Source organism: Arcticibacter svalbardensis MN12-7, assembly GCF_000403135.1.
Taxonomy (GTDB): Bacteria; Bacteroidota; Bacteroidia; order Sphingobacteriales; family Sphingobacteriaceae; genus Arcticibacter; species Arcticibacter svalbardensis.
In genome coordinates this window covers 72,696-94,686 of record NZ_AQPN01000043.1, presented here as the reverse complement: position 1 = coordinate 94,686, position 21,991 = coordinate 72,696, and the positions used below count along the sequence as shown (strand labels likewise).

Below are 21,991 nucleotides of genomic sequence, written 5' to 3'. Positions count from 1 at the left end.
ATAATCCTAATTTTTTTTTAGTAATTCCCTGTAATTTGCGCCCACTGGAATTTCCATAGTAGTTAATTCTATCCTATTGCCTGTCAAGGCTTTAATTTTATCCAGATTGATTATGTAGGATCGATGAATACGTAAGAATTTATGAGGCGGCAGCATTTGTTCAAATAACTTCAAATTTAAACTAGCAAGTAGTCTTTTTTTGCCTCCATAAATGGAGCAAAAGTCCTTTTCAGCCTGAATGTATTCGATATCGCAGTAGTTAATCTTTACAAGCTTAGCATCCTGTTTTATGAAAATATAATCATTCGTAATTGGCATCTTTTCTGTTGATTGAGGACGAATGGCAATTCTTTCAAGCGCTTTTTGTACAGCTTGATAAAAGCGCTCAAAAATAATTGGTTTAAGTAAATAATCTACGGAGTCAAGTTCAAAACCTTCAACAGCAAATTTGGAGTATGCAGTAGTAAAGATCACTAAAGGAGATTTGCGTAGAGATCTTAAGAATTCAATTCCGGTAATAACAGGCATTTGTATATCCATGAAAATAAGATCTACTGAGAATTCATATAAAGCTTCATATGCTTCCACTGCGTTCTTGCAGCTTTTAACTAGATTTAATTCCGGTATTTTCTCAATATAACTTTGAAGTATATCCCTTGCTATAGGTTCATCATCTACAATTATGCAGTTTAATCTCATGTTATCTGAATTATTAAATTAACCGAATATTTATTATTTAAAATGCCTACTTCATACTTGTATCTTTCTTTATAATAAAGCTTTAGTCTTTTTGTGAAATTGCATAAACCTATTCCTCCAGTAATTACTTGCTTGTCCGGATCAATACTATTGTCTATAGTAAAACTTAGATGTCCATTTAAAATGCTCATGGAAATATGAATAAATGAGGCAGGTGTATCAGAACTATATTTAAAGGCATTTTCAATTAAGGGTATTAAAAGTAATGGAGCTAAGTTGTAATCATTGTTATCTAAAGTACATTCAAAATGAACTTTGGCATCATTCAGCCTTATTTTTTCTAGTTCGATATAATCTTTTAGCAGTTTAACTTCTTTTTCAACAGGCATTACTTCGTGTTCAGAATCGTATAATGCATATCGTAAAAATTCGGAAAGACGGGCCACTAATGCTGCTGATCTTTCTGTATCACCGCTGATAATCAGCCCATAAATATTGTTCATAGAATTAAAGAGGAAATGAGGATTAAACTGTGATTTTAAAAAGCTGAATTCAAGCTGCAGATTCTCTTTAGCTAATTGTAGCGAGCGAATTTTATCTCTGTAAGCCTGCAGCGTCATTTTTATACTAAACGGGATGCATAACGCAAACAGTAAAGTCATAGGTGTTCCTAAACTTAATAATCTTGTTAATATAACATTGATCAATCCCCGGTTTAAATAACTTTCATAATTTGAGTTAAACTTATGGAGCACGGAAAGGCAAGTTTTACAATTTTGTATCAGGTTTATTTCAGCGTAAGCATCGGCAATAGTGTATGAAATTATTAAAAGCAGGATACTTAATCCGCTAAGCAGGTACTTTCTTTTAAGTATCAAGTTAGGTACAATAGCATACATAAAAGCATAATAAAATGTGGTCATGAGTAATGTGCTGCTTAAACTAATGTAGACATAGGCTTCAGAGGAAAAACCTCTGTATACATTAAAGGATACATTGGTAAGATATAACCTGATACCAAACATGAATAACCAAAAAAAGAAGTGCAGCATTATTCTCAAATAAGGATTCGTGTAAATCTTTTCTATAACTGATGTTATTTTCATGCACAAAATATCGGCTTTTAACTGATGATGCAACAAATATAAACGATGAAAGCCGGAAAGTTTTCGACCAATGATGTCGTATGAGCAATATAGCTTTTTGAAAAAGAAGCAGATTGCTTTATGGCGCTTTATGTGGGTTTAGTCGAAAGATTTAATTCTATTGTCGATTTAAATTGACGCGCAACTTTTAAAAAGCGCACTTTACTTCAATACAACAGACGTATGAAAACACGATTAAACAAATTGCAAGCATTATTAAAAGTATTGATTTATTTTTCAGTACTTTGTATGGCTACTTTTATTGCAGGCATAGTGCCGGTGATCAATGACTTTATTTTCTTCTTTTTAGTTTCTTTGATCATAAGTTGGTATCTTCTAAGAACTGAAGGAACGTCATTATTATCGCTTGGATTCTTTCCAACAAAAAGACAAGATGGATATGACTTTTATTTAGGACTGGGAATAGGCATTCTTATGTTAATCTGCACTACGATAATTACACTATATCTGACTCAGGATAAATGGACATTTAACCAGCATATTGACCCCATTTATCTAATTGTAACCTTTTTGATGTGTCTATGGTCAGCCTTTGTACAGGAATTTGTCTTCAGGGGATATCCTTTCCAGACATTGTTGAAAAACTTTACACCCTGGCTTGCACAACTGTTTATTGTTATCCCTTTTGGCTTAATGCATCTCGATCATACCATGTCTGTTACCGATGCTGGTAAAGTAATGCTGACTACCGGTCTTGGATCTATTTTATTTGGGCTGACTTACATCAAAACAAAAAGGCTTGTCATGCCTGTTGGAATTCATTTAGGATGGAATTACGCGCAGGAACTCATTCCAAGAACTGCAGGGGGCAATCACTCCAGTTTATTGAAGGTAACAACTAACCATGAACAATATAGTGGTTTTATGATACTCATGCCTTTCTTATTAATCGTTTCAGTTACTATTATACTTATAGCAAGTTGCAAAAAGAGCCTGGTCTTGCCGTCCAGGAGTTGACTTATTTGATGAGTAAATTTGGTGTTAATTATCTTAAAGAGCATGGTGTAGAATATCAGAAAGACCAGCAATTATACAGATAGAATTTCTCTAATCATTATATCATAATTTACTTGATTATTAACATACCAAACCAATCAAGATATCAAGGGCTGATTATTAATAAAATCATTTAGCACTTGGAAGCTTAATTATTAATTGCACTTTAACCACATAATTAAACGCCAATTATAATATTGGCAATGATCAGTTCAGCCGCCCGTTTTTCTTTTTCATAATTCTGAAATATAAGTTCTTTATTGGCAATGCTTAATTCGGCAGCCCGTTTTTCTTTTCTTCATCTTGATAAGCCAGCTCTAAATTGGCGATAATCAGTTCAACCGCTCTCTTTTCTTTTTCCTCATCCTGAAAAGCAAGTTCCTTCCTGGCAATTAATAATGCGCCTTCCTTCGATGATTTATTTGTTACCATTTGTGTTTAAACAATTGCTATTCTATATAATTTAAGAGGGTAATTGATTGATTTGAAAGTTCTGCCTTGTCAACCAGAATTTTGATGCTTTTGAACGTTAAACATCTTCTGTTAAATCAGTTGCAGGCAGCTCGTCTGATATAATTGACGTTTGTGTATCCAATTATCCAATGTCTTCAATAGGACTTCTTCTTTTATCCTTCAGTTGTTTAAAATGTGAGGGTGATAGTCCTGTTACTTTTTTAAATTGGTTTGATAAATGCGCCACACTTTTGTAATTCATTTTCCAGGCAATCTCAGTGATATTTAATTCATCATAAATAATGAGCTCTTTTATCCTTTCAATCTTATGCGAAATGATAAATTGCTCAATGGTAGTGCCTTGTATCTCCGAAAACAAATTTGCCAGGTAGGTATAGTCGTGATTCAGTTTGCCGCTTAAATAATCAGAAAAAGTCATGTTAATCAACCCATCTGTATGAACCATGTCAACAATCGTGTTTTTGATTTATTCAATCAATACCGATCTTTTGTTATCTAATAGCTCCAGTCCGGATTGAAGCAAAGCGATTTTTACCTGCTCCAATTGCTCACCCTTTATGTTTTCCATTATTTCAACTTCGCCTAATTCGACTATGATAAAATGAAGCCCAAGATTTTTTAGTTCTTGTTTGACAATCATTTTGCAGCGAACCGAAACCATATTTTTGATGTGTAGTTTCATTTTATTAAATGATTGCTTTTTTAAATTTTGGAAGTTCAGTCAATACTACTTAATTATTGGAAGGATTATACAATCTAATTGTCTCATTTGACGGAAAGGCGTATCTGTACGGCTTAAATTATGCAATAGCCTGCTCTCTAGATTCATTTTACTCTTATTATGCATGAATTTCTCTTGGGATAATGAATTAAATATTTATTAATTTTATTTTGAAATCTTATACATATGGCAATAAAGAAAGCTTTAACACTCTTTTTTATGATTACCAGGCATGTATACGGGTAGCTGCGGTGGATAGTTCAAATTATCTTCCAATGGTTATACTCCTACAACAGAATTACATACCTATCAATCGAACTGCGTAACATTAAAGAATGAATAATATGAAAAGCAATAAAAAAGAGTTGTCACCAGAACAGAATGAAGGTTTACTCGGCGTATTGAAAGTTCGTTATGAGAAACACATGAACCGCCATAAAAATCTTGAATGGGCTAACGTACAAGCAAAGCTAGTCGCTAATACCGAAAAACTTTGGACAATTAACGAAATGGAAGTAACTGGTGGTGAACCTGACGTTGTTGGCTATGATACAAAGACGGACGAATATATTTTTTATGATTGTTCAGCTGAAAGTCCCAAGGGTCGCAGAAGTGTTTGCTACGACCGTAAAGCACTCGAGTCGAGGAAAGAATTTAAACCGGCAAATACTGCGATTGATATGGCCGCTTCTATTGGCATTGAGCTTTTAACAGAAGAACAATATCGGGATTTACAAAAACTGGGAAATTTTGACAATAAAACATCGAGTTGGATCATGACACCTTCTGTAATTAGAAACCTTGGTGGTGCCATCTTTGCTGACTATCGTTATGACACTGTCTTTGTATATCACAATGGTGCAGAATCTTATTATGCCGCCAGGGGCTTTCGTGGCTCGGTAAGGGTTTAAACTCCATGGTTCATTATAAAATAACTAATTGTTAGTCTGCAGCGTTCCTATTTTCTTATAAACATCGAAACCTTTTTATCCTGGATGAAGTAAAAGGAAGAACCTGAGCTTAAGTGATCAGAGAATTGATAAACAATTCAAGTCTTATATTAAATCATGGAAACAATAATCCTAAATGTAGAGGTACAAAAACCTATTATCAGTATCGACGGCAAAGGTTATTTTGTTAACGTTCAAGAAATTCAATCATTTTTCGACTCTTGTAAACTTTTCATGCCGGCTTCTGTACCTGACTTGGTCGTGCAAACTCAAATTATCTCTGATACTTTAATAGATCAAGCTTCTCCAGAGAATCTTATCGGAGACTTGAAAAATAATATCAAATTTTTGAAAGAGATTGAATTTATGCTGAAGGGAATCTTAACGCCAATAAAATGATTGATTCGTATAATCTCTAGAACTTTGTTAAACAAAACATTTAAATTGATTTGCGTTAAACGGGAGCTACTTAATTGTAGTTAAATCAGCACCATTGTAGTGCTGATTTGTTTTTTTCAGGTTAGGTGCAATAAGCCAGTTTGATGCTTGCTTGCAATACTAAATAAGCAGGCTTTTCGGCTTGAATTCTCTTTTTCAGTTCTTTCAGCTTTTTCCCAAGAAATTGCACCTTCACCTCGCTGTACAAAATCTCATAGGCTGTAATCTGCCTTGATAACTCTTTCAACAGCTGTTCATAATTTTGGTACATGGCTTCCAGTTCCAGGTTGTAATCCACTGCTTGCTGTGAAAATCCGGAATCCCGACCATTGCTTGCTAACAATTCCTCCATTTGCAGCAAAGCATTGTGTAAATGCTCATGCCGGCTTTTACTAATTCCATGCATTCTTCATATAATTAATTCGCAAAGCTCCATTATCTCGGAAAAAGCTGCACCAGATCAAAAGACTCCAGGTATGTAACTTTTTCTATGCTCGTTTTCCGGTTTAGGTAGATACTTTGAACCTTACCTGGCGAAACGCCATCGTAGGGGATCTCAAGGGAAATTACGCTCATATCCCTGTTTTTACTGATGTAGTAGTCTTTGGTCTTTGAATCTCTGACCACAACAATCGGATATAAATAGTGATCGTCTTGTTCTGGAATTACCATAGGAACTGGAATTTTCAGGTAGGGTGTCCAACTCCCTGGCTGCACATTTTCGGCTAACGGAATAGTAGTGGTATGTACAACGACTATAGGGTCGGGCTTCGTACTATCCTCATAGTACTCGAGCACCTCAATGTTGATGTCTACAGGAGCCGAACTACCATTGCTCTCCACATAAAAATTAGCTGTATATTCATTTTCCTTCGGAACAGGGTAGGCGTATCCCTCATTAAACTTCAGTCCGTCAAAGTAGAACGGGGGAACAATACTTTGCTTGTCGTTGATGTTGAATGTCTGGCGATAAATGGTCTCTCCTGTGCTTTTTCTTTTCAATTCCATGTTGATTTCATCCGTTGTAAAGGCTAGCTGGTTTCCTGTCCTAACGGTTCTTACCTGACCGTAATATTCACGTATTTTAACGTTATCAAAATATTGTACAATGGTATCTCCTATTACAAAGCCGCTAATGTTAAAATTTTCATTAAAAGCTTTTATAGCTGGGAGCATAGGAGTTCCGTCCTTTTCACACGCACTTAACAGCAATACAGGCAGGATAGTTGCCAGATATATTATTCTAATTTTTTTGATCATGATGTACTTCAATTAAAAATTATAGGATAAGGAAAGACTAAATGTACGGCCCGTATAGCGGGTAGCCGTTTGCCTGTCACCAACCAGCCTATTGGTAACCTGATCCGTATACCCTTCTTCAAATTTTTCAGAGAAACCAAATTTATAAGCGTATGCTTCGTTCCATTCCAAATTCAACTCACCTTCATTTCCCGGTTTTATTTCAAAGGTTGTTGGATCATTAATGAAATAACGGAAGGGGGCATCAAGCAAATTGCTCATATTAAGCTTCGTTTGCATTTTTCCTTTAAAAAATATATAGCTTACCTGCGCGTCCATTTGGGTACGCGGTCGTTCATATTCAACATAGTTGGGAGATATCCCGGTAATAAATGTTTTATAACCTGCATGGTTCAAGCTAGCGTTCAAACCCAGTTTTTTTCCTGCGTATTGTATGCCTGCGTTGTATAATAGTGGTACCTGTCCATATAGTGCGCGTGGATATTTTAAGTATTTATAATACATCGAATCTAAGCCGTCAGAACTTTTCCCATACTGTATCTCTCTCGCCCTTACCTTTGATTTTTGAAGGGTGAGGTTACCGCTAACGTACACGTCCTTTAGAAATGAAGCTCCATCATACAGAAAATTTAAATTTTTTCGCAGCTCAAATTCCCATCCTCTTACCTTTGCCCAATCAGAATTTGAAATTGTAATGTAACCCCTGCCATTATTTTCATTATCTAACCGGTAATACTCTGCCGGTTTATCAAAATACTTATAGAAATAAGCTGCCGACAATATTTCACCTGCACCTGGAAATAGCTCTATCTTAGCATCGTAATTATCAATAAGGGTACTGCTAACCCCATTACTTCTCACAACAGATCCGTAGTTGGGGTTGAAACGCGAGAATCTAGAATTTTCCATCATTCCCGGACGAACAGCTGCCTTGGCATAGGATGCACGCAGGTTGAGGTCCTTTATAGGAGAGTAGGTCAGGTTGGCCGATGGCAGAAAATACCAATCCTTTTTTTCTGCAAAAAATATTTGACTATTCTTGTCCGCCAGTTTACTGGCTGAATTTACTATAGTATCCAGCTTGAAGTATTCGGCCCTGCCTCCCCACACCATACGAAGGCCGGGCAGCAACTTATGATCTAACATGACAAACGCCCCCTTATTTAAGCTTTTAGCCTCAAATTTATTTAAGGTATAATCCTGCTTATAGTAGAATAAACTATTTCCGGTGTTCTCCATGCTCATGTAGTTGCCCCACTCCTGGATAGGAAGTAATTCGATTGGAACGGTGGAATTTCGCCCCATTGCTATTGGAAGTATCTGCCAATCGTAAAATGCATGCTTTTTTAAATAGTTAGTACCTGCTTTTAAGGTATGCCTGGTTTTGCCGAGCTTAAAATCATAGGCTGCGCTAAATAACGCGTCAAGGTTATCCTCTTTATAAAGGTATTCATCACGGTGCAGTGGGCCGGCTCCCGGATCGCTTATATTACCTATCGAATAAATATAAAATACGCCATTTGCAGTTTCCCTGAAGCCCTGTTCGGCCGAAATCGCATCACGTTCTACAGATTTTATGGTAGTCCTGGCAAGGCCCCACTCAAAAGTGAATGAATTTACACGATGGGTGCCACTTACTTTATTCTGAAGTAAATCTGTGAATTTGGGTCTTTCATCTTCTAGTATCTTAGGAAATTTCATGTTGTCATCATTCTTCGGATTCTCAAATGTCCAGCCGGTAAAGCGGCTAAACTGATTATCAAATATCCGGGTATATAGATTATAGCTATTGATCTGATGCTTTTCCGTTTTATAACCACCGTTTAACATGAGCCCCAAAGTAGTATTAAACCCATATATATTCCCAGAATTCTTATCAGTTAGGTCATCCCCACGTGTTGGTTCGCGAGCCCAATCTCCCCGGCGTATGCTGGATACATAATCATTGGTTTGTGTATTACGGTAACTTAACGAGCCTATAAAACCAAGGCGGCGTACTTTGGTACTGTCAAGTGAATAGGTCCTGCCCAAACTCAGTTGGTAATTTTGTGATGACACAGGTTTAAAACGGCGCGCACCTAAGCGCTCTGTTCCTCCTATACGTTTGTTCTGTTCAGCAACTTGAGCGGCTGTAATTTCATTTTGACTGTCATCCTTTGTCGGGTCAAATTTGCCAACCAAGTTCAGCATACCATCAGGGAAATGATCTCTACCTCCATCATCAAAACCTAAATAGTCGTACTTGCCACGTCCATATCCAAGAAAGTCTTTACCAATGGTGCGGCTGTTGTAAGAAGAGCCTGCGCTTATTGATACAAAATTGTTTTCAGGAACCGATTTGGTAGTGATCATAACCAGGCCTCCCGCAAACCCATAAGGCATATCTGCGGTGATGGACTTAGCCACCACAATGTTTTCTACCAGATTGGTTGGGATGAGGTTAAACTCAAAGTCGCGCTCCTGCACATCTGTGCTAGGCAAAGCACTCCCATTTAGCAGTGATACGTTATAACGCTCGGCAATGCCACGTATAACTACCTTTCGATTATCGTTAGTTGAAACGCCTGTTATCCTTTTTAGGGTTTCACCCACATGTTTATCAGGGGTTGCACCGATCTGTTCTGCAGAGATTCCATCCGAAAGGTTGGAGGCGTTCTTTTGCTGCGCATATAAACTTGCAACAGAGGCCCTCCTATAACTCGAGACTACTACAACTTCTTTCAATCCTTTTGAATCTGTTTTCAAAGAAATATTTAGTGGCGTATTTTTAGCTTCTGTTACCATTACTCCGGTAATGCGATGGCTTTGAAAAGATATGTAGCTGAACTCAAGGGTGTAGGTTCCCGGCTGCAAGTTTAGGATATAGCCGCCATCAACACCTGCCTGTGCGCCTGCCCCGGTTTCTACTACTTTGACCGAGGCGCCAGGTAAGGTTTCGCCTTTATCGTCTACGATCTTACCAGAGACATGACCGGGTTTTGCTTGAACTGGCTTGGTTTCAATCAATACGAAATTGTTCAGTATCCGATGCCTTAAGTTAGTCTGATTTAAAATGAGGTCAATGGCCTTTCTTACACTAATATCCTCAGCATCTATCGTCACACTTTTCGTATACTTGGTCAGCAAGTCATCCGACAGTGAAAACCGAATCTTAGATTGTTTTTCAACTGCAAGTAAACTTTCCTTAATACCTGACTTATTTAAATGAAGGACGATTTTGAGCTTATCCAGGTTCTGCCCTTTAGCAGAATCAGCTAAAAGCATACCTGAGGACGTTAAGAGTGCAGCCAATAAGATAAAGGAGCATTTCATAAGAAAGATAAGTTTGTGTCTTACGGTAGAGTGAAGGATTAAACCTTTTTGCATATTTTTGGAAACTAATGGGTGAGCCCGCCTGTGGCGGGAAATCTGTTATTCTATTCATTAAGCCGAACCGTCGTCGAAAACATCCGGCTTTTTGTGATGATCATACCGTTCCCGGTTTCGGGAGCGGTATTTTTATGTCTGGTATTGCTGTTACATCTTTTCTTAAATTAGTTCAAACTCTGTTAATTGATGTTTATCCGGTTTCCTTTAATCCGGTAGTGAAAACTAGCTGTACCGGCAAGCACGTCCATAATTTGGTTAACTGGTACATTTGCAGTTAAAGTAATCGTGACTTGTTGCTCTGCTTTTTCCGGATCAGCAAAGATTATTTTTACATTATACCAGCGTTCAAGCACGGCGGCTATTTCCCGCATGGTGCTTCTGTTAAAGACCAGTCTGCCGTTTTTCCACTCTTCAAGGTCATTTACCGCTACAGTGCCTAGCACGGCATTTTTATTATCCCATTTAAGACTTTGTCCGGGTGTTAATACAGCAAGTGATTTAGCACCCTGAGACAAGAGCTGGGTTACGCGGACTTTACCGGTGGCTACTTCCACTAGCATCGGCTGACCATTAAAGGCATTTATACGGAACGATGTACCCAACACACGGGTTTGTACATTCCCTGTATGGATAATAAAGGGTTTCTTAGGGTTTTTTGTGATCTCGAAAAAAGCTTCACCCTGTAAAGAAATTTCACGCTTGCTAGCCGCAAATCGTTCGGGATAGATCAGTTTGCTTCCCCCTCCCAGGTAAACGGTTGAGTTATCCGGTAAAACAATCTTAGAGCGCTGTCCCATAGGGTTCTCGCTTTTCAATAAGGCAATGACAGGAGCTTGCTTTTCCCGATTAGTATATTTGGAGATGCCATACCAGGTGACAAAGCAAATTAACAGCCCGCTCCAAACTGCTGCGTATGGCAACGAAAAGAAACGATTTCTTGCGGGAAGCTTTTTAATTTCAGTGAATGGCTTAGGTAGATGGTCTTCCCCAAAACGGTTCTTCCAACGGGAAATGTCTTCATCTGAGATATCCCGCTCCTGAAAGGTATCCCATTCTTCTGCCAGGACGTTGTTGATCAATTGCTGCGAATTATCAAGCTTCAAAAAATCATCTATAATCCGGAGCTCTGCGGCGTCGCATTCCCCGATAAGGTATTTTTGAATGAGATGTTTATTTACAGGCTGATCCATTTATTTATGTGCTTCTATATATGAATACACATATTTTTAGCTCAGCCACTAATGCTAATTTGTTTTTTTTAAAATAATGGCAGTAAGTAGACAAAGAGGTTCAGGAATCAATGCTTTTAATGTAATTGTTGCCAAGAAAGGAGGATGTTCTATATGTATAAATAGCAGGCCAGTACGAAAGCAATATCAGTATGATCTTTTAGATTTTGGCGGAGGAAGCGGATAGATGCGCTGATGTGATTCTCCACTGTGTTAACCGAAAGCTGTAGTTCGGCGGCTATTTCCTTATGCGTCATATCCTGTTCACGACTCATCTGAAAGACTTTTCTGCGCTGCGGACTTAGTTTCTTTACCATACTTTGGTACACAGATGCGAGTTCACGTGCTTCCAGTTCCCCATCGGCTGATATGGCAGTTAAACAATGATTTTCAACGTCATCAAGAGGCAGGGTTTTAAGGTAGTTTTTACGAACGTGGTTAAGTACCTTATTTTTCATAGCCGTAAAAAGATAAGGGGCGATTTCGATACTGTTATCCAGCTGATCACTTTTCTGCCATAGCTGCAATAGCAAATCGAGAACAAGACTTTCAGCTATCACCTCGTCTTTTAAGAATTTTAACGAAAACTGGTACAGTTTATTAAAATACCTGCGGAACAATACATTAAAGGCTGCTTCGGTGCCTGCCCTGCAATGTTCTAAGAGTAAATGATCAGGTAAATTCTCTAATGTGAGTGACATTCTGTGTATGCAATTTTACATGTCAAAGCTATCATGTAAGAATCATGCATGTGTTAATTGTATATTAAATTATTATTCCATAAAGAACCTGACTTAAGCTTAGTAAATTGACTATAACAGAAAAATGAGAGATCGTGTCTTAGAGATGGATTGTATTGAATTTTTAGCAATCCTGAGAATTTATCGCATAAAAAAGTAGCCAATATGATTAGCTACTTTTTTATAATTGTACTGAAGGCGGGAATCGAACCCGCACTCGCTTTAAGGCGAACAGGATTTTAAGTCCTGCGTGTCTACCAGTTCCACCACTTCAGCAGGTTATGAAAACCTATTAAAATAAATCCCTTCTCGGTAGAGGAAGGGATTGGAGCGAAAGACGAGATTCGAACTCGCGACCCCGACCTTGGCAAGGTCGTGCTCTACCAACTGAGCTACTTTCGCATTGTTATTGCTTGGTAATTTTCAAAACATCGATCCGTTTTGATGTTGCAAATATAGAGAGAAAAGTAGTTCTGTCAAGAGAAAAAGTAATTATTTTTAAACTTTATAGTAATGCACTGAATTCCAGAGCATCAAAAATGATATCGCTTTCATATCCGCGCATTAAACCGTATTGAATTAGTTTATGCTTCCTTTTATAGGGGTCAGACTCCTTCACTTGCTCCGCTTTTCTACTCATTATATGGCAGAGCGTACTGAAATAATCTTCCGCATTGATCTTCCCCAGCGCAAACACAATAAGTTTGTCCGATACTCTTTTACTCTTCAATCCCATCTTGATCTTGATCCTTCCCCATTGCTTCATCCTGAATTTCCCCAGTGTATACGCAATCGCAAAACGCTCTTCGTTCAAAAAATTGCTTTGTATCAGCTCCGAAATAACATCCTCTACTTCATAGCTCTTTAAACCGTATTCATATAATTTGCTTCGTACCTCTTGTTGCGACCGTTCCTGATAGGCACAATAGTGCTCTGCTTTAGCCTGTGCGGCCTTTTTATCCAGAACTTTATTTATGGGCTTTTCTAAATTCATAACAGAATGCTATTTAGTAATTTTATCACGCAAATCACAAAAAAATACGGAAATTCGTCCGCAAATGTATCACATAACTTATTCTCTCGAAGAGATAAAAAACGTTATTCAAGCAGAGGGAAATATCCCCCATTTTGAATACAGCGTCCGTACCCTGGCTTTCGATAGCAGGAAGTTAGTAGATGAAAAATACGCACTTTTTTTCGCACTAAGTGGGCGGAGAAACGGAGATTTATACATTAAGGAAGCATACCAGGAAGGCGTTCGGAATTTTGTAGTACATAAAACCTACACCGGAGCTTCTGAATTTCCCGATGCTAATTTTTTACTAGTTGATGATACCCTGAAGGCATTGCAGGACTTGGTTGCCAAACACCGCAAAAATTTCAGCTACCCCGTTATCGCCATTACCGGCAGTAACGGTAAAACAATAGTGAAAGAATGGCTCTACCAGTTGCTGGGTCATGAAAAAAATATAATCCGCAGTCCCAAAAGTTACAACTCTCAAATCGGCGTTCCCCTTTCCGTATGGAATATGAATGAGAAAAATAACATGGGAATCTTTGAAGCTGGAATCTCACGAAAAGGGGAGATGACTGCGCTAAAAAACGTTATCCGTCCCAGTATAGGTGTTTTGACCAATATAGGTGAAGCCCACAATGAAGGATTTGACTACAGGGAGGATAAGATAGCAGAGAAACTGATTCTCTTTAAGGGTGTGGATCTCTTCGTGTATTCGCCTAAATATCTTGAGGGTTATACTGGAACTATTCCAGGGAAGAAAAAGTTTACCTGGGCATTCAATCAACCGGCAAATCTGAATGTAATCCGTCAATATGATGGTTATGGTGACTACACCTCCCTAACTGCCGTCTTTAAGGGGGAGGAAATTGAATGTATGCTTCCTTTTAAAGATGCTGCCTCAATAGAAAACGCGGTTTGCTGTTGGGCACTACTGCTTGCTCTTAAATATGATGAGGATGATGTGGCAGAATGGATTGAAGAACTCCATGCAGTAAGGATGCGCATGGAGCTTAAAACAGGAATCAATAATTGCTCTATTATTGATGATTCGTATAGTCTGGACATCTCTTCTCTTGCCATTGCGCTCGACTTTTTAAATCAACAAAATCAACATCCTAAAAGAACTTTGATTCTTTCTGAGATTCCTGAAGCGGGGATTTCGCCTAAAATACTATATAAACAAATAGCCGAACTACTAGAAAGTAAATCTGTAGATCGCTTGATTGGGGTAGGTCCCGAAATATCCTCTTATGCCAAACTCTTTTCTACAGAAAAAACATTTTTCCCTGATACCGCTACGTTAATTAGCCAAATTCATACCATCCCGATTGCTGATGAAACTATCCTGCTTAAAGGTGCACGAAAGTTTGAATTCGAGCAAATTAGTAAAATTCTTACACAAAAGGTTCATGAAACGGTATTAGAAATCAACCTCAATGCACTTGAAAATAATCTCAATCACTATAAAGCACATCTTAAACCTGGCGTAAAATTGATGGCCATGGTAAAGGCCTTTTCTTATGGAAGCGGAAGTTTTGAAATCGCCAATGTACTCCAATTTAACCGGGTTGATTATTTAGCTGTGGCTTATGCGGATGAAGGTATCTCACTCAGAGAGGCAGGCGTAACATTACCCATCATGGTGATGAATCCCGACTTGCTTGGTTTTGAGATGATGATTGCAGATAAGCTGGAACCTGAAATCTATAGTTTGCGGGTCCTGAATGATTTTATAGAAGTGCTTAAAAAGAAGAATAAAAACCATTATCCCATCCATATTAAGTTAGATACCGGTATGCATCGTCTTGGCTTTTCTACCGAAGATATTGGTCCTATGCTGAAAATCATTGCTAAAAATCCCTCGATTGTAGTTAAAAGTGCATTTTCTCATTTTACCAGTAGTGAAGATCCATTGTCTGACGACCTCACTCATGAGCAGATTAACTTGTTCACTTCAATAACTAATGTTATGGAAAAGACCTTGGGCTATTCCATCATTAAACATATAGCGAATACCTCAGCCATCAGCCGTTTCCCTGAAGCACAGTTTGATATGGTTCGTCTGGGTATTGGATTATATGGTATTGATGGTACTTATCCGGCTCATAAATCACCATTGGAAACAGTGGCCAGACTCAAAACCTGCATCTCTCAAATCAGGGAACTGAAGAAAGGAGATACCGTAGGATATAATCGAAGAGGAGTGATGACGCATAACGGGCGGGTAGCAACCGTAAAAATCGGATATGCAGATGGATATAACAGACAATTGGGTAATGGTACAGGCAAAATGCTGGTTAATGGCTTTTTGGTTCCTACTATCGGAAATATCTGTATGGATATGTGTATGCTCGACATTACAGGTATTCCTGCTGAAGAAGGGGATGATGTGCTCGTATTTGACGAAAATCATACCGTGAACGATATTGCCGATCAATTAAAAACTATTCCTTATGAGGTCTTAACAAGCATTTCACAACGTGTAAAACGTATATATTATTATGAGTAAACAAAAATAGATTACAAATTTGTAATTTATTTCACTTCCTTTACGTCATACCCAAGATGAACAAGATATTCAGCGCATTAATTAATTATTTTATTAAAGGCATAATTGTGGTCGTTCCAATAGGAGTGGCCATCTTCCTCGTGTACTGGATTGTCTCAACCCTTGACCAATCACTCAATCTGAGTGGCGTAATCTGGGTGGATGCCAAAACAGGAAAACCAATGTATATCCCCGGATTGGGAATCCTTACGGTTCTGGTTATCATCTTATTTGCAGGAATTGTGGTTACCAATCTAATTACCGAACCGATCAAACATTGGTTTAACAGATGGTTCAACCGAGTTCCTTTGTTCAACATCCTGTATTCATCTGTTAAAGATCTCACCGAAGCTTTTGTAGGGGATGAAAAGAAATTTCATGAACCTGTTATCGTTGAGATTAATAATTTTGGTCTGAAACAAATTGGCTTCGTCACTAAAAAGGATCTTTCAAAACTTAACCTGGAAGGTAATGTGGCCGTTTATTTCCCTTTCTCTTATTCATTCGCCGGACAGCTGGCTATTGTTAAAGTTGAAAATGTAAAACCTTTACATATGAGCGCTAGTGATGCCATGAAGTTTATTGTTTCTGGTGGTGTCAGTGGTGTGGATTAATCTATTCTAAACATTAATGCCGTATACAAAACCCTTTAAACTATTTAAAGACAGAAGTATTCCCTTTTTAAGGGAGAATCTGAAACTGATTTCACAGTTTATTCTGACGCTTTTTTTTATTGGAATAGGAATTTGGTTCATTAAAAATGAACGGGCAGAAATTTCTCAGGTAAAAGACGTCATGTCAGCTGCTTCCATTGAGTGGATCATTCCTGGAATCATACTAACCGTGGTCTACCTGCTCTTGCAGGGAATGATGTATATGGCCTCTTTTAAAGCTGTAGGATCTGAAATACCACTCCGCGTGGGACTAATATTATTTCTTAAACGTAACTTTATAAGTGTTTTCCTTCCTGCTGGTGGCATATCTTCATTAGCCTTTTTTACTGGCGATATTGAAGAAAGAGGGGTTAATAAGTCGCAAATTCATTTCGCTTCCTCCATATATGGTTTTGTAGGCATCCTCTCAGTCATTCTGGTGGCTCTACCGGTGTTCGTCATTGCTTTCCTGAATAATACAGTAGGCGCTGGCGAATGGTTTGCCTTAGCCTCTATCATTGGATTGGTCAGCTTGCTGGCCTACGTCTACCGCTCTATCAAAAGCCGCGGTTTCATATACCGCAGCGTTCAAAAATATTTCCCTAATGCAACTTTTTTCTTGGATGGACTGATAAATAATAAGCTTGAAAGTAAAGGCTTTATGTTAACGGTTCTATATAGCTCCATCATTGAAGTGGTCGGTATTGCGCATATCTATATCGCCATGCTGGCCTTAAACTTGAATCCTTCCTTGCTTACCTCCTCCATGGCCTATATTATCTCGGTCATCTTTTTAATCATATCTCCGTTTTTACGTGGATTAGGTGCTATAGAGGTGTCCATGGCTTTTGTGATCACCCGTTTTGGGTTTTCTGAAGTGGAAGCGATTGCCGTTACATTTTTATATCGCTTTTTTGAGTTTTGGCTGCCCATGATTGCCGGTGCTTTTAGCTTTTTGCTGAAAATTAATAAACTGCTGATGCGGGTGCTGCCTGCGTTTCTGTTGTTTGTACTTGGTCTGATCAATATTATTTCCGTTCTCACACCTTCCATTGCCGTTCGTGTTCAATTTTTGAAAGGGATAATTGCACCTGAAGTAATTTCTGTCTCCAACTATTTTGTACTTGCTGCCGGGTTATTTTTGCTCATCACAGCTGCTTTTATGCTCAAGGGACTGCGTTCTGCCTGGTACCTGGCACTTACGCTGAGTCTGATTTCTTTTATAGGGAACTTAGCTAAGGCTGTTGATTACGAAGAGTCGACTATTGCTTTGGTGGTTACCGTCATCTTGTTTGTCTCCCGAAAGGAATACTACGTGCGCATTAATCCCCGCTTGCGAAACATAGGCATTCAAACGACTTTACTCAGCATGGGGGCTGTTATTATCTATGGTACACTAGGGTTTTATCTTCTGGATAAACGACATTTTAATGTCGACTTTAGCCTGATTCAGTCTATCCGGTATACGCTCGAAAATTATTTTTTAATCGTTGATGATAATCTGGTTGCACAAAGTAAATTCGGACGTAATTTCCTGTATTCCATTAATATAAGTGGTGTGCTTTCCATTGCATTTCTGCTCTACACACTCATCAGACCCTATGTTTCGAAAGAAGAACCCTCTAAAGAGGAATTGGATAAGGCAGAAAATTTGCTTGAAAAACATGGACATTCTGCCCTTGATTATTTTAAAACTTATTTCGATAAGCTGATCTTTCACTCGGGAGATGAAAGCTTTATTTCATACCGTGTAATTGGGAATTATGCCGTAGTGCTCGAAGATCCTGTTGCTCCCGATCATGAAAGCATGAAACAATGTATTAAAGCATTCGATCAGTATGGCTATGAAAATGGTCTTAAACCCATCTACTACCGGGTATCGGAACAAAGTATGCTGCTGTATAAGGAATTGGGCAAAAAAGCACTTTTTCTTGGACAGGAGGGGGTAGTCGATTTGGATAATTTTTCATTAGCTGGCGGTACTAAAAAATCTATGCGCAACGCACTGAAAAAAGTAAGCGACAAGGGATTTAAAGCCACTGTTCATACGCCTCCATTAAAAGATGGATTGCTGCAAAAATTAAAGGCAGTATCCGATGAATGGCTGCAGGATACCAATCGTTCTGAAATTATCTTTTCCCAGGGTATGTTTATCTGGGAAGAAATTAAAAACCAGGTAGTCATCACGGTAGAGAACGAAGAGGAGAAAGTGGTCGCTTTCCTGAATATTATTCCCGACTTTGTAAAAGGTGAGGCTACCTACGATCTGATGCGTAAATCGTCAGATGCACCTAATGGAATCATGGACTTTATCCTGATTGAACTTTTTAATTACCTCAAATCGAATGGCGATCATGCCATAAATCTGGGCTTTGCACCATTGGCTGGTCTCGACGAAGCAAAGACCTTCCCGGAAAAGTCAATGAAATTTGCTTACGAACGTATTAGAACATTTTCCCATTATAAGGGTTTAAGAGAGTATAAAGATAAGTTTGAACCAACATGGTTCAATAAATATCTGATATACGATAATGATTATGATCTCTTTCAAATTCCTTCTATTCTCAATAAAGTAATCAAACCATGACTTTTAATCGTTTATTATTTCTCATTTTTATATTATCTTCCCCTGTATTGCTCAAGGCTGCCGATCTCCCCTTAAAGGTTATTCCTGCAACCCATGTAAATGCTAAATTGCCAATGGTATTCTTTATTTCAGGAGATGGAGGATGGAATAGTTTCTCCCAGAAACTCGCTGAAACCTTTGCTGCAAAAGGATATCCTGTAGTCGCTTTGGATGCAAAGAAGTACTTTTGGGATGAAAAATCTCCGGATCAAACTACCCGGGAAATCGCAGAAGTGATTAACCGCTATATGAGATTATGGAAAAAGGACACCTTCTTGCTCACCGGCTTTTCTTTTGGGGCAAGCATTGTTCCTTTTGTGGCCCGCAGACTGCCTGAAAATCTGAAGGCATCTCTTACTGGTTTAAGTATGATCTCTGCTGAGCCAAAAGCCGATTTTGAAGTAAGTCTCTCCGGTATGTTGAATATGAAGGCATCTGGTAAATACGATGTTTTGGCCGAACTGAAAAAAATTAAGTCCATGAAAGCGCTGTGCTTTTTTGGAACTCTTGAAAATGCGGGTATAACAAACGAATTCAGAAATGCAGGAAACCGTGTTATGACCTTAAAAGGGAATCATTACTACAATAATGATCAACTTTTACTCGCAACCAGCATAATTAACGATATCAATTAATTAATATCAGCCAGCCGTTTATTTCTTTCTGATTCCTTCTATACTTTTTGCCAGGCGAAATAAATTACTTTTCGTGCCGATGTTAAAGGCTAATGTTTGTAGGTTATGCGTCTCTATTCGTTTCGTGTTTTGCATGTAACTTAACTCGGCAAAAAACTTAAACCGACGCTTTCCATAGTCAATTCCTGTATTCAATTTTACGATCCCGGAAAAAGAACTTTTATTTCTAAAGTTGATGTTCCCTGCTGCTTCATCTATGGAGGCCCGGGGTTCATTTACAAGTCCTCCTCCTACTCCAGCTGATCCGAAAATGCTCAATTGTTTGATGCTTTTAATATAGCCATAAGAGAGGGTGGCCATGTAGAATTTTGCATTTGCATTTTTGGTGTTGTATCCATCGGTTGGGAATTTCTGATCGTACTTATAGTTTAAGTAATCAATAGCCGGAAAAATAAAGTTCTTTCTGTTTTTACTTAGGATCTGGTATCCGATTGAAGAAGAGAACCTAGGCCTCAAGATTTCTGACACACCACCAACAGGGAAGGCCATTCCCAAACCTTTTATACTAAAAATGCGCTCTTTGGCTAAGATTACCTGACCTTTTAGCAATATAGAATCCACACTTTGCGCCTGACCGGCAGTAGTAATACAGAACAAAATGAAGATTGTAAAGATTAGATAGATTTTATTCATAGATGACAAGCTTATTAGACCACATTTTAACAGATGTTCAGTATATAAGTTTGAATGTTGAACTAATCTTTTCTAATATTACCCAAATTCATCAAGCGTAGCTTCAATAATGAGCAGACACTCTTCCATTTGTTTGGCATCTATGACAAGGGGAGGGCCAAATCGAATGATATGGCCATGTGTAGGTTTTGCCAATAATCCTTTGTTTTTTAATAGGATACAGAAATCCCAGGCAGTATGTCCATTTTTCTGTGCTTTAATTTCAACTGCGTTCATTAATCCTTTCCCGCGTACTTCAGAGATGATGTTTGGATACTTTTCCTTCAGTTCCTTCATCCTGTTTATGAATAAAAGGCCCATTTTTGCAGCATTTTCTGCTAGGTTCTCCTCTTTGATTACGGATAAAGCAGCCATAGATACTGCACAAGCCAGCGCATTTCCTCCAAAAGTAGAGCCATGCTCACCCGGTTTTATGACCAGCATAATCTTATCATCGGCCAGCACCGCTGATACTGGAAGTACTCCTCCTGAGAGTGCTTTGCCCAAAATAAGAACGTCCGGACGGATATGTTCGTAGTCACAGGCCAGCATTTTACCCGTCCGCGCAATCCCTGTTTGTATTTCATCAGCAACGAAAAGAACATTGTGTTTCTTACATAGTGCCCAGGCTTGCGTCAGGTAACCTTCGTCTGGAATCTTGATCCCCGCTTCTCCCTGAATGGGCTCTACCAGAAAGGCACATACATTCGGATTGCTTAATGCCTCCTCAAGCGCAGCCAGGTTATTATAGGGGATCGGAATGTAACCGGGTATAAATGGTCCGAAATTAGTCGTGGATTCAGGGTCGGATGAAAAGGAAATTATACCAGTAGTCCGTCCGTGGAAATTCTCCTGACACACAATGATCTGCGCCTCATTATCTGGAATTCCTTTTTTTACATAACCCCATTTCCGGCTTAATTTTAAAGCTGTTTCTACCGCTTCTGCTCCAGAATTCATCATCAACACCTTCTCGTATCCAAAAAATTCAGATATAAACTTTTCACATTGTCCTAGTTTTACACTATAAAAGGCGCGGGAAGTCAGTGTAAGTACCTGTGCCTGTTCAATAAGTGCCTTTATAATCGTAGGGTGACAGTGTCCCTGGTTCACGGCACTGTAGGCAGAGAGGAAATCGAAATATTTATTTCCTTCAGGATCCCACACAAATACCCCTTTCCCCTTAGCCAGAACAACCGGCAGTGGATGATAATTATGGGCTCCGTATTGGTCTTCTAAATCGATTGCTTCCTGACTGGTTATCATATATTTCAAGTGTATTACTAAAGAAAGATGGGTTAAATTAAACAATATATCACAAAAATAGGTAATAGTGTATAACACTTTAATTTTTGTAGACCGTTTTAATGTTAATTTTTACATGAAGAAAAAAATATTAGTGATTGAGGATGATGAAGATATTCAAGATATATTGACACTTCTCCTAACAGAGGAGGGGTATGAAGTGGTGTCTTCGCGCGATGGAAAGATTGTGGAAGATATAAAAACCATTCTGCCTGATCTTGTGCTATGTGATATTTGGGTTCCCACTGTAAAAGGAAGTGAAATTTGTAAGATTATAAAGAGTGACGAAACAACCAAACATATTCCTTTTATACTGATTTCGACTTCTATAAAACTTTCAAATCTTGCTTTGGAATGTGGTGCGGATGATTATATCCAAAAACCATTTCACATAAAAGAGGTAACAACTCTACTTAAAGCCTATATTTGATC

Annotated in this window: 21 protein-coding genes and 2 tRNA genes; 8 read left to right on the top strand and 15 right to left on the bottom strand. The window is 38.4% G+C overall.

Annotated features, from left to right (window positions below; genetic code table 11):
* Positions 1–6: 6 nt before the first annotated feature.
* Positions 7–699 (bottom strand): LytR/AlgR family response regulator transcription factor, encoded by a 693-nt coding sequence (locus ADIARSV_RS05015; protein WP_016194327.1) that lies wholly within the window; start codon positions 697–699, stop codon positions 7–9.
* Positions 696–1,805 (bottom strand): sensor histidine kinase, encoded by a 1,110-nt coding sequence (locus ADIARSV_RS20435; RefSeq protein WP_083936525.1) that lies wholly within the window; start codon positions 1,803–1,805, stop codon positions 696–698. Before ADIARSV_RS20435 ends, ADIARSV_RS05015 begins: the two co-directional genes overlap by 4 nt.
* Positions 1,806–2,027: 222 nt before the next feature.
* Between ADIARSV_RS20435 and ADIARSV_RS05005 the strand changes: the two genes are divergently transcribed.
* Complete coding sequence (locus tag ADIARSV_RS05005) at positions 2,028–2,822, top strand: CPBP family intramembrane glutamic endopeptidase (RefSeq protein WP_016194325.1); 795 nt, start codon at positions 2,028–2,030, stop codon at positions 2,820–2,822.
* A gap of 309 nt (positions 2,823–3,131) precedes the next feature.
* Here the strand turns inward: ADIARSV_RS05005 and ADIARSV_RS20985 are convergent, their stop codons facing one another.
* The 3 genes from ADIARSV_RS20985 to ADIARSV_RS22980 form a co-directional block, all read right to left on the bottom strand.
* Complete coding sequence (locus ADIARSV_RS20985; RefSeq protein WP_016194323.1) at positions 3,132–3,293, bottom strand: hypothetical protein; 162 nt, start codon at positions 3,291–3,293, stop codon at positions 3,132–3,134.
* A gap of 163 nt (positions 3,294–3,456) precedes the next feature.
* Entirely contained in the window at positions 3,457–3,780 is a 324-nt protein-coding gene (locus tag ADIARSV_RS22985; protein WP_016194322.1) for a helix-turn-helix domain-containing protein, read from the bottom strand.
* Positions 3,781–3,801: 21 nt separating this feature from the next.
* Positions 3,802–4,017 carry a hypothetical protein gene (locus tag ADIARSV_RS22980; RefSeq protein ID WP_316929489.1) on the bottom strand — a complete coding sequence of 72 codons (216 nt, stop codon included), beginning with the start codon at positions 4,015–4,017 and terminating at the stop codon, positions 3,802–3,804.
* A 383-nt stretch (positions 4,018–4,400) separates the two neighbouring features.
* Between ADIARSV_RS22980 and ADIARSV_RS04995 the strand changes: the two genes are divergently transcribed.
* Positions 4,401–4,967: a DUF4256 domain-containing protein gene (locus tag ADIARSV_RS04995; protein WP_016194320.1), complete on the top strand. Its 567-nt coding sequence runs from the start codon at positions 4,401–4,403 to the stop codon at positions 4,965–4,967.
* Between the two features lie 156 nt (positions 4,968–5,123).
* Positions 5,124–5,405, top strand: coding sequence for a hypothetical protein (locus ADIARSV_RS04990; protein WP_040299110.1), 282 nt, complete (start codon positions 5,124–5,126; stop codon positions 5,403–5,405).
* Between the two features lie 121 nt (positions 5,406–5,526).
* Here ADIARSV_RS04990 and ADIARSV_RS04985 read toward each other — a convergent pair whose 3' ends face one another.
* The 8 genes from ADIARSV_RS04985 to ADIARSV_RS04950 form a co-directional block, all read right to left on the bottom strand.
* Positions 5,527–5,850 carry a hypothetical protein gene (locus tag ADIARSV_RS04985; protein ID WP_016194318.1) on the bottom strand — a complete coding sequence of 108 codons (324 nt, stop codon included), beginning with the start codon at positions 5,848–5,850 and terminating at the stop codon, positions 5,527–5,529.
* 29 nt (positions 5,851–5,879) lie between these two features.
* Positions 5,880–6,704 (bottom strand): hypothetical protein, encoded by an 825-nt coding sequence (locus ADIARSV_RS04980; RefSeq protein ID WP_016194317.1) that lies wholly within the window; start codon positions 6,702–6,704, stop codon positions 5,880–5,882.
* A 12-nt stretch (positions 6,705–6,716) separates the two neighbouring features.
* Positions 6,717–10,016 carry a TonB-dependent receptor gene (locus ADIARSV_RS04975; RefSeq protein WP_040299144.1) on the bottom strand — a complete coding sequence of 1,100 codons (3,300 nt, stop codon included), beginning with the start codon at positions 10,014–10,016 and terminating at the stop codon, positions 6,717–6,719.
* Between the two features lie 236 nt (positions 10,017–10,252).
* A complete protein-coding gene (locus tag ADIARSV_RS04970; RefSeq protein WP_016194315.1) occupies positions 10,253–11,263 on the bottom strand; it encodes a FecR family protein in 1,011 nt (336 codons plus the stop codon).
* Positions 11,264–11,412: 149 nt separating this feature from the next.
* Positions 11,413–12,003, bottom strand: coding sequence for an RNA polymerase sigma-70 factor (locus ADIARSV_RS04965; RefSeq protein ID WP_016194314.1), 591 nt, complete (start codon positions 12,001–12,003; stop codon positions 11,413–11,415).
* Between the two features lie 229 nt (positions 12,004–12,232).
* Positions 12,233–12,318 (bottom strand) — tRNA-Leu (locus tag ADIARSV_RS04960).
* Positions 12,319–12,368: 50 nt separating this feature from the next.
* Positions 12,369–12,444 (bottom strand) — tRNA-Gly (locus tag ADIARSV_RS04955).
* A 103-nt stretch (positions 12,445–12,547) separates the two neighbouring features.
* Positions 12,548–13,036: a regulatory protein RecX gene (locus tag ADIARSV_RS04950; protein ID WP_016194313.1), complete on the bottom strand. Its 489-nt coding sequence runs from the start codon at positions 13,034–13,036 to the stop codon at positions 12,548–12,550.
* A 64-nt stretch (positions 13,037–13,100) separates the two neighbouring features.
* On the opposite strand from ADIARSV_RS04950, the gene ADIARSV_RS04945 reads away from it, so the two are divergent.
* The 4 genes from ADIARSV_RS04945 to ADIARSV_RS04930 are packed head-to-tail and all read left to right on the top strand — an operon-like array spanning position 13,101 to position 19,522.
* Positions 13,101–15,569 (top strand): bifunctional UDP-N-acetylmuramoyl-tripeptide:D-alanyl-D-alanine ligase/alanine racemase, encoded by a 2,469-nt coding sequence (locus ADIARSV_RS04945; RefSeq protein WP_016194312.1) that lies wholly within the window; start codon positions 13,101–13,103, stop codon positions 15,567–15,569.
* A gap of 56 nt (positions 15,570–15,625) precedes the next feature.
* Positions 15,626–16,222, top strand: coding sequence for a DUF502 domain-containing protein (locus tag ADIARSV_RS04940; RefSeq protein ID WP_016194311.1), 597 nt, complete (start codon positions 15,626–15,628; stop codon positions 16,220–16,222).
* Between the two features lie 16 nt (positions 16,223–16,238).
* Positions 16,239–18,848, top strand: a complete 2,610-nt coding sequence (gene mprF, locus ADIARSV_RS04935; RefSeq protein WP_016194310.1) for a bifunctional lysylphosphatidylglycerol flippase/synthetase MprF — start codon at positions 16,239–16,241, stop codon at positions 18,846–18,848.
* Complete coding sequence (locus ADIARSV_RS04930) at positions 18,845–19,522, top strand: AcvB/VirJ family lysyl-phosphatidylglycerol hydrolase (RefSeq protein WP_052016953.1); 678 nt, start codon at positions 18,845–18,847, stop codon at positions 19,520–19,522. The genes mprF and ADIARSV_RS04930 overlap by 4 nt, the downstream gene beginning before the upstream one ends.
* An 18-nt stretch (positions 19,523–19,540) precedes the next feature.
* On the opposite strand, the gene ADIARSV_RS04925 is transcribed toward ADIARSV_RS04930, so the two are convergent.
* On the bottom strand, positions 19,541–20,215 hold the full coding sequence (locus ADIARSV_RS04925; protein ID WP_016194308.1) for a hypothetical protein: 675 nt from the start codon (positions 20,213–20,215) through the stop codon (positions 19,541–19,543).
* A gap of 78 nt (positions 20,216–20,293) precedes the next feature.
* A complete protein-coding gene (rocD, locus tag ADIARSV_RS04920) occupies positions 20,294–21,520 on the bottom strand; it encodes an ornithine--oxo-acid transaminase (RefSeq protein WP_016194307.1) in 1,227 nt (408 codons plus the stop codon).
* 115 nt (positions 21,521–21,635) lie between these two features.
* Here rocD and ADIARSV_RS04915 point away from each other — a divergent pair, with 115 nt between their 5' ends.
* Complete coding sequence (locus ADIARSV_RS04915; RefSeq protein WP_016194306.1) at positions 21,636–21,989, top strand: response regulator; 354 nt, start codon at positions 21,636–21,638, stop codon at positions 21,987–21,989.
* Positions 21,990–21,991: the final 2 nt, after the last annotated feature.

Coding starts and splice junctions, on each gene's coding strand:
- ADIARSV_RS04980 (WP_016194317.1), bottom strand. CDS start 6,704: ATGATCAAAAAAATTAGAATAATATATCTGGCAACTATCCTGCCTGTA.
- ADIARSV_RS04985 (WP_016194318.1), bottom strand. CDS start 5,850: ATGCATGGAATTAGTAAAAGCCGGCATGAGCATTTACACAATGCTTTG.
- ADIARSV_RS05005 (WP_016194325.1), top strand. CDS start 2,028: ATGAAAACACGATTAAACAAATTGCAAGCATTATTAAAAGTATTGATT.
- ADIARSV_RS04990 (WP_040299110.1), top strand. CDS start 5,124: ATGGAAACAATAATCCTAAATGTAGAGGTACAAAAACCTATTATCAGT.
- ADIARSV_RS22980 (WP_316929489.1), bottom strand. CDS start 4,017: ATGAAACTACACATCAAAAATATGGTTTCGGTTCGCTGCAAAATGATT.
- ADIARSV_RS05015 (WP_016194327.1), bottom strand. CDS start 699: ATGAGATTAAACTGCATAATTGTAGATGATGAACCTATAGCAAGGGAT.
- ADIARSV_RS20985 (WP_016194323.1), bottom strand. CDS start 3,293: ATGGTAACAAATAAATCATCGAAGGAAGGCGCATTATTAATTGCCAGG.
- ADIARSV_RS20435 (WP_083936525.1), bottom strand. CDS start 1,805: ATGAAAATAACATCAGTTATAGAAAAGATTTACACGAATCCTTATTTG.
- ADIARSV_RS04945 (WP_016194312.1), top strand. CDS start 13,101: ATGTATCACATAACTTATTCTCTCGAAGAGATAAAAAACGTTATTCAA.
- ADIARSV_RS04995 (WP_016194320.1), top strand. CDS start 4,401: ATGAAAAGCAATAAAAAAGAGTTGTCACCAGAACAGAATGAAGGTTTA.
- ADIARSV_RS04930 (WP_052016953.1), top strand. CDS start 18,845: ATGACTTTTAATCGTTTATTATTTCTCATTTTTATATTATCTTCCCCT.
- rocD (WP_016194307.1), bottom strand. CDS start 21,520: ATGATAACCAGTCAGGAAGCAATCGATTTAGAAGACCAATACGGAGCC.
- ADIARSV_RS04940 (WP_016194311.1), top strand. CDS start 15,626: ATGAACAAGATATTCAGCGCATTAATTAATTATTTTATTAAAGGCATA.
- ADIARSV_RS04975 (WP_040299144.1), bottom strand. CDS start 10,016: ATGAAATGCTCCTTTATCTTATTGGCTGCACTCTTAACGTCCTCAGGT.
- ADIARSV_RS04965 (WP_016194314.1), bottom strand. CDS start 12,003: ATGTCACTCACATTAGAGAATTTACCTGATCATTTACTCTTAGAACAT.
- ADIARSV_RS22985 (WP_016194322.1), bottom strand. CDS start 3,780: ATGGTTCATACAGATGGGTTGATTAACATGACTTTTTCTGATTATTTA.
- ADIARSV_RS04915 (WP_016194306.1), top strand. CDS start 21,636: ATGAAGAAAAAAATATTAGTGATTGAGGATGATGAAGATATTCAAGAT.
- mprF (WP_016194310.1), top strand. CDS start 16,239: ATGCCGTATACAAAACCCTTTAAACTATTTAAAGACAGAAGTATTCCC.
- ADIARSV_RS04925 (WP_016194308.1), bottom strand. CDS start 20,215: ATGAATAAAATCTATCTAATCTTTACAATCTTCATTTTGTTCTGTATT.
- ADIARSV_RS04970 (WP_016194315.1), bottom strand. CDS start 11,263: ATGGATCAGCCTGTAAATAAACATCTCATTCAAAAATACCTTATCGGG.
- ADIARSV_RS04950 (WP_016194313.1), bottom strand. CDS start 13,036: ATGAATTTAGAAAAGCCCATAAATAAAGTTCTGGATAAAAAGGCCGCA.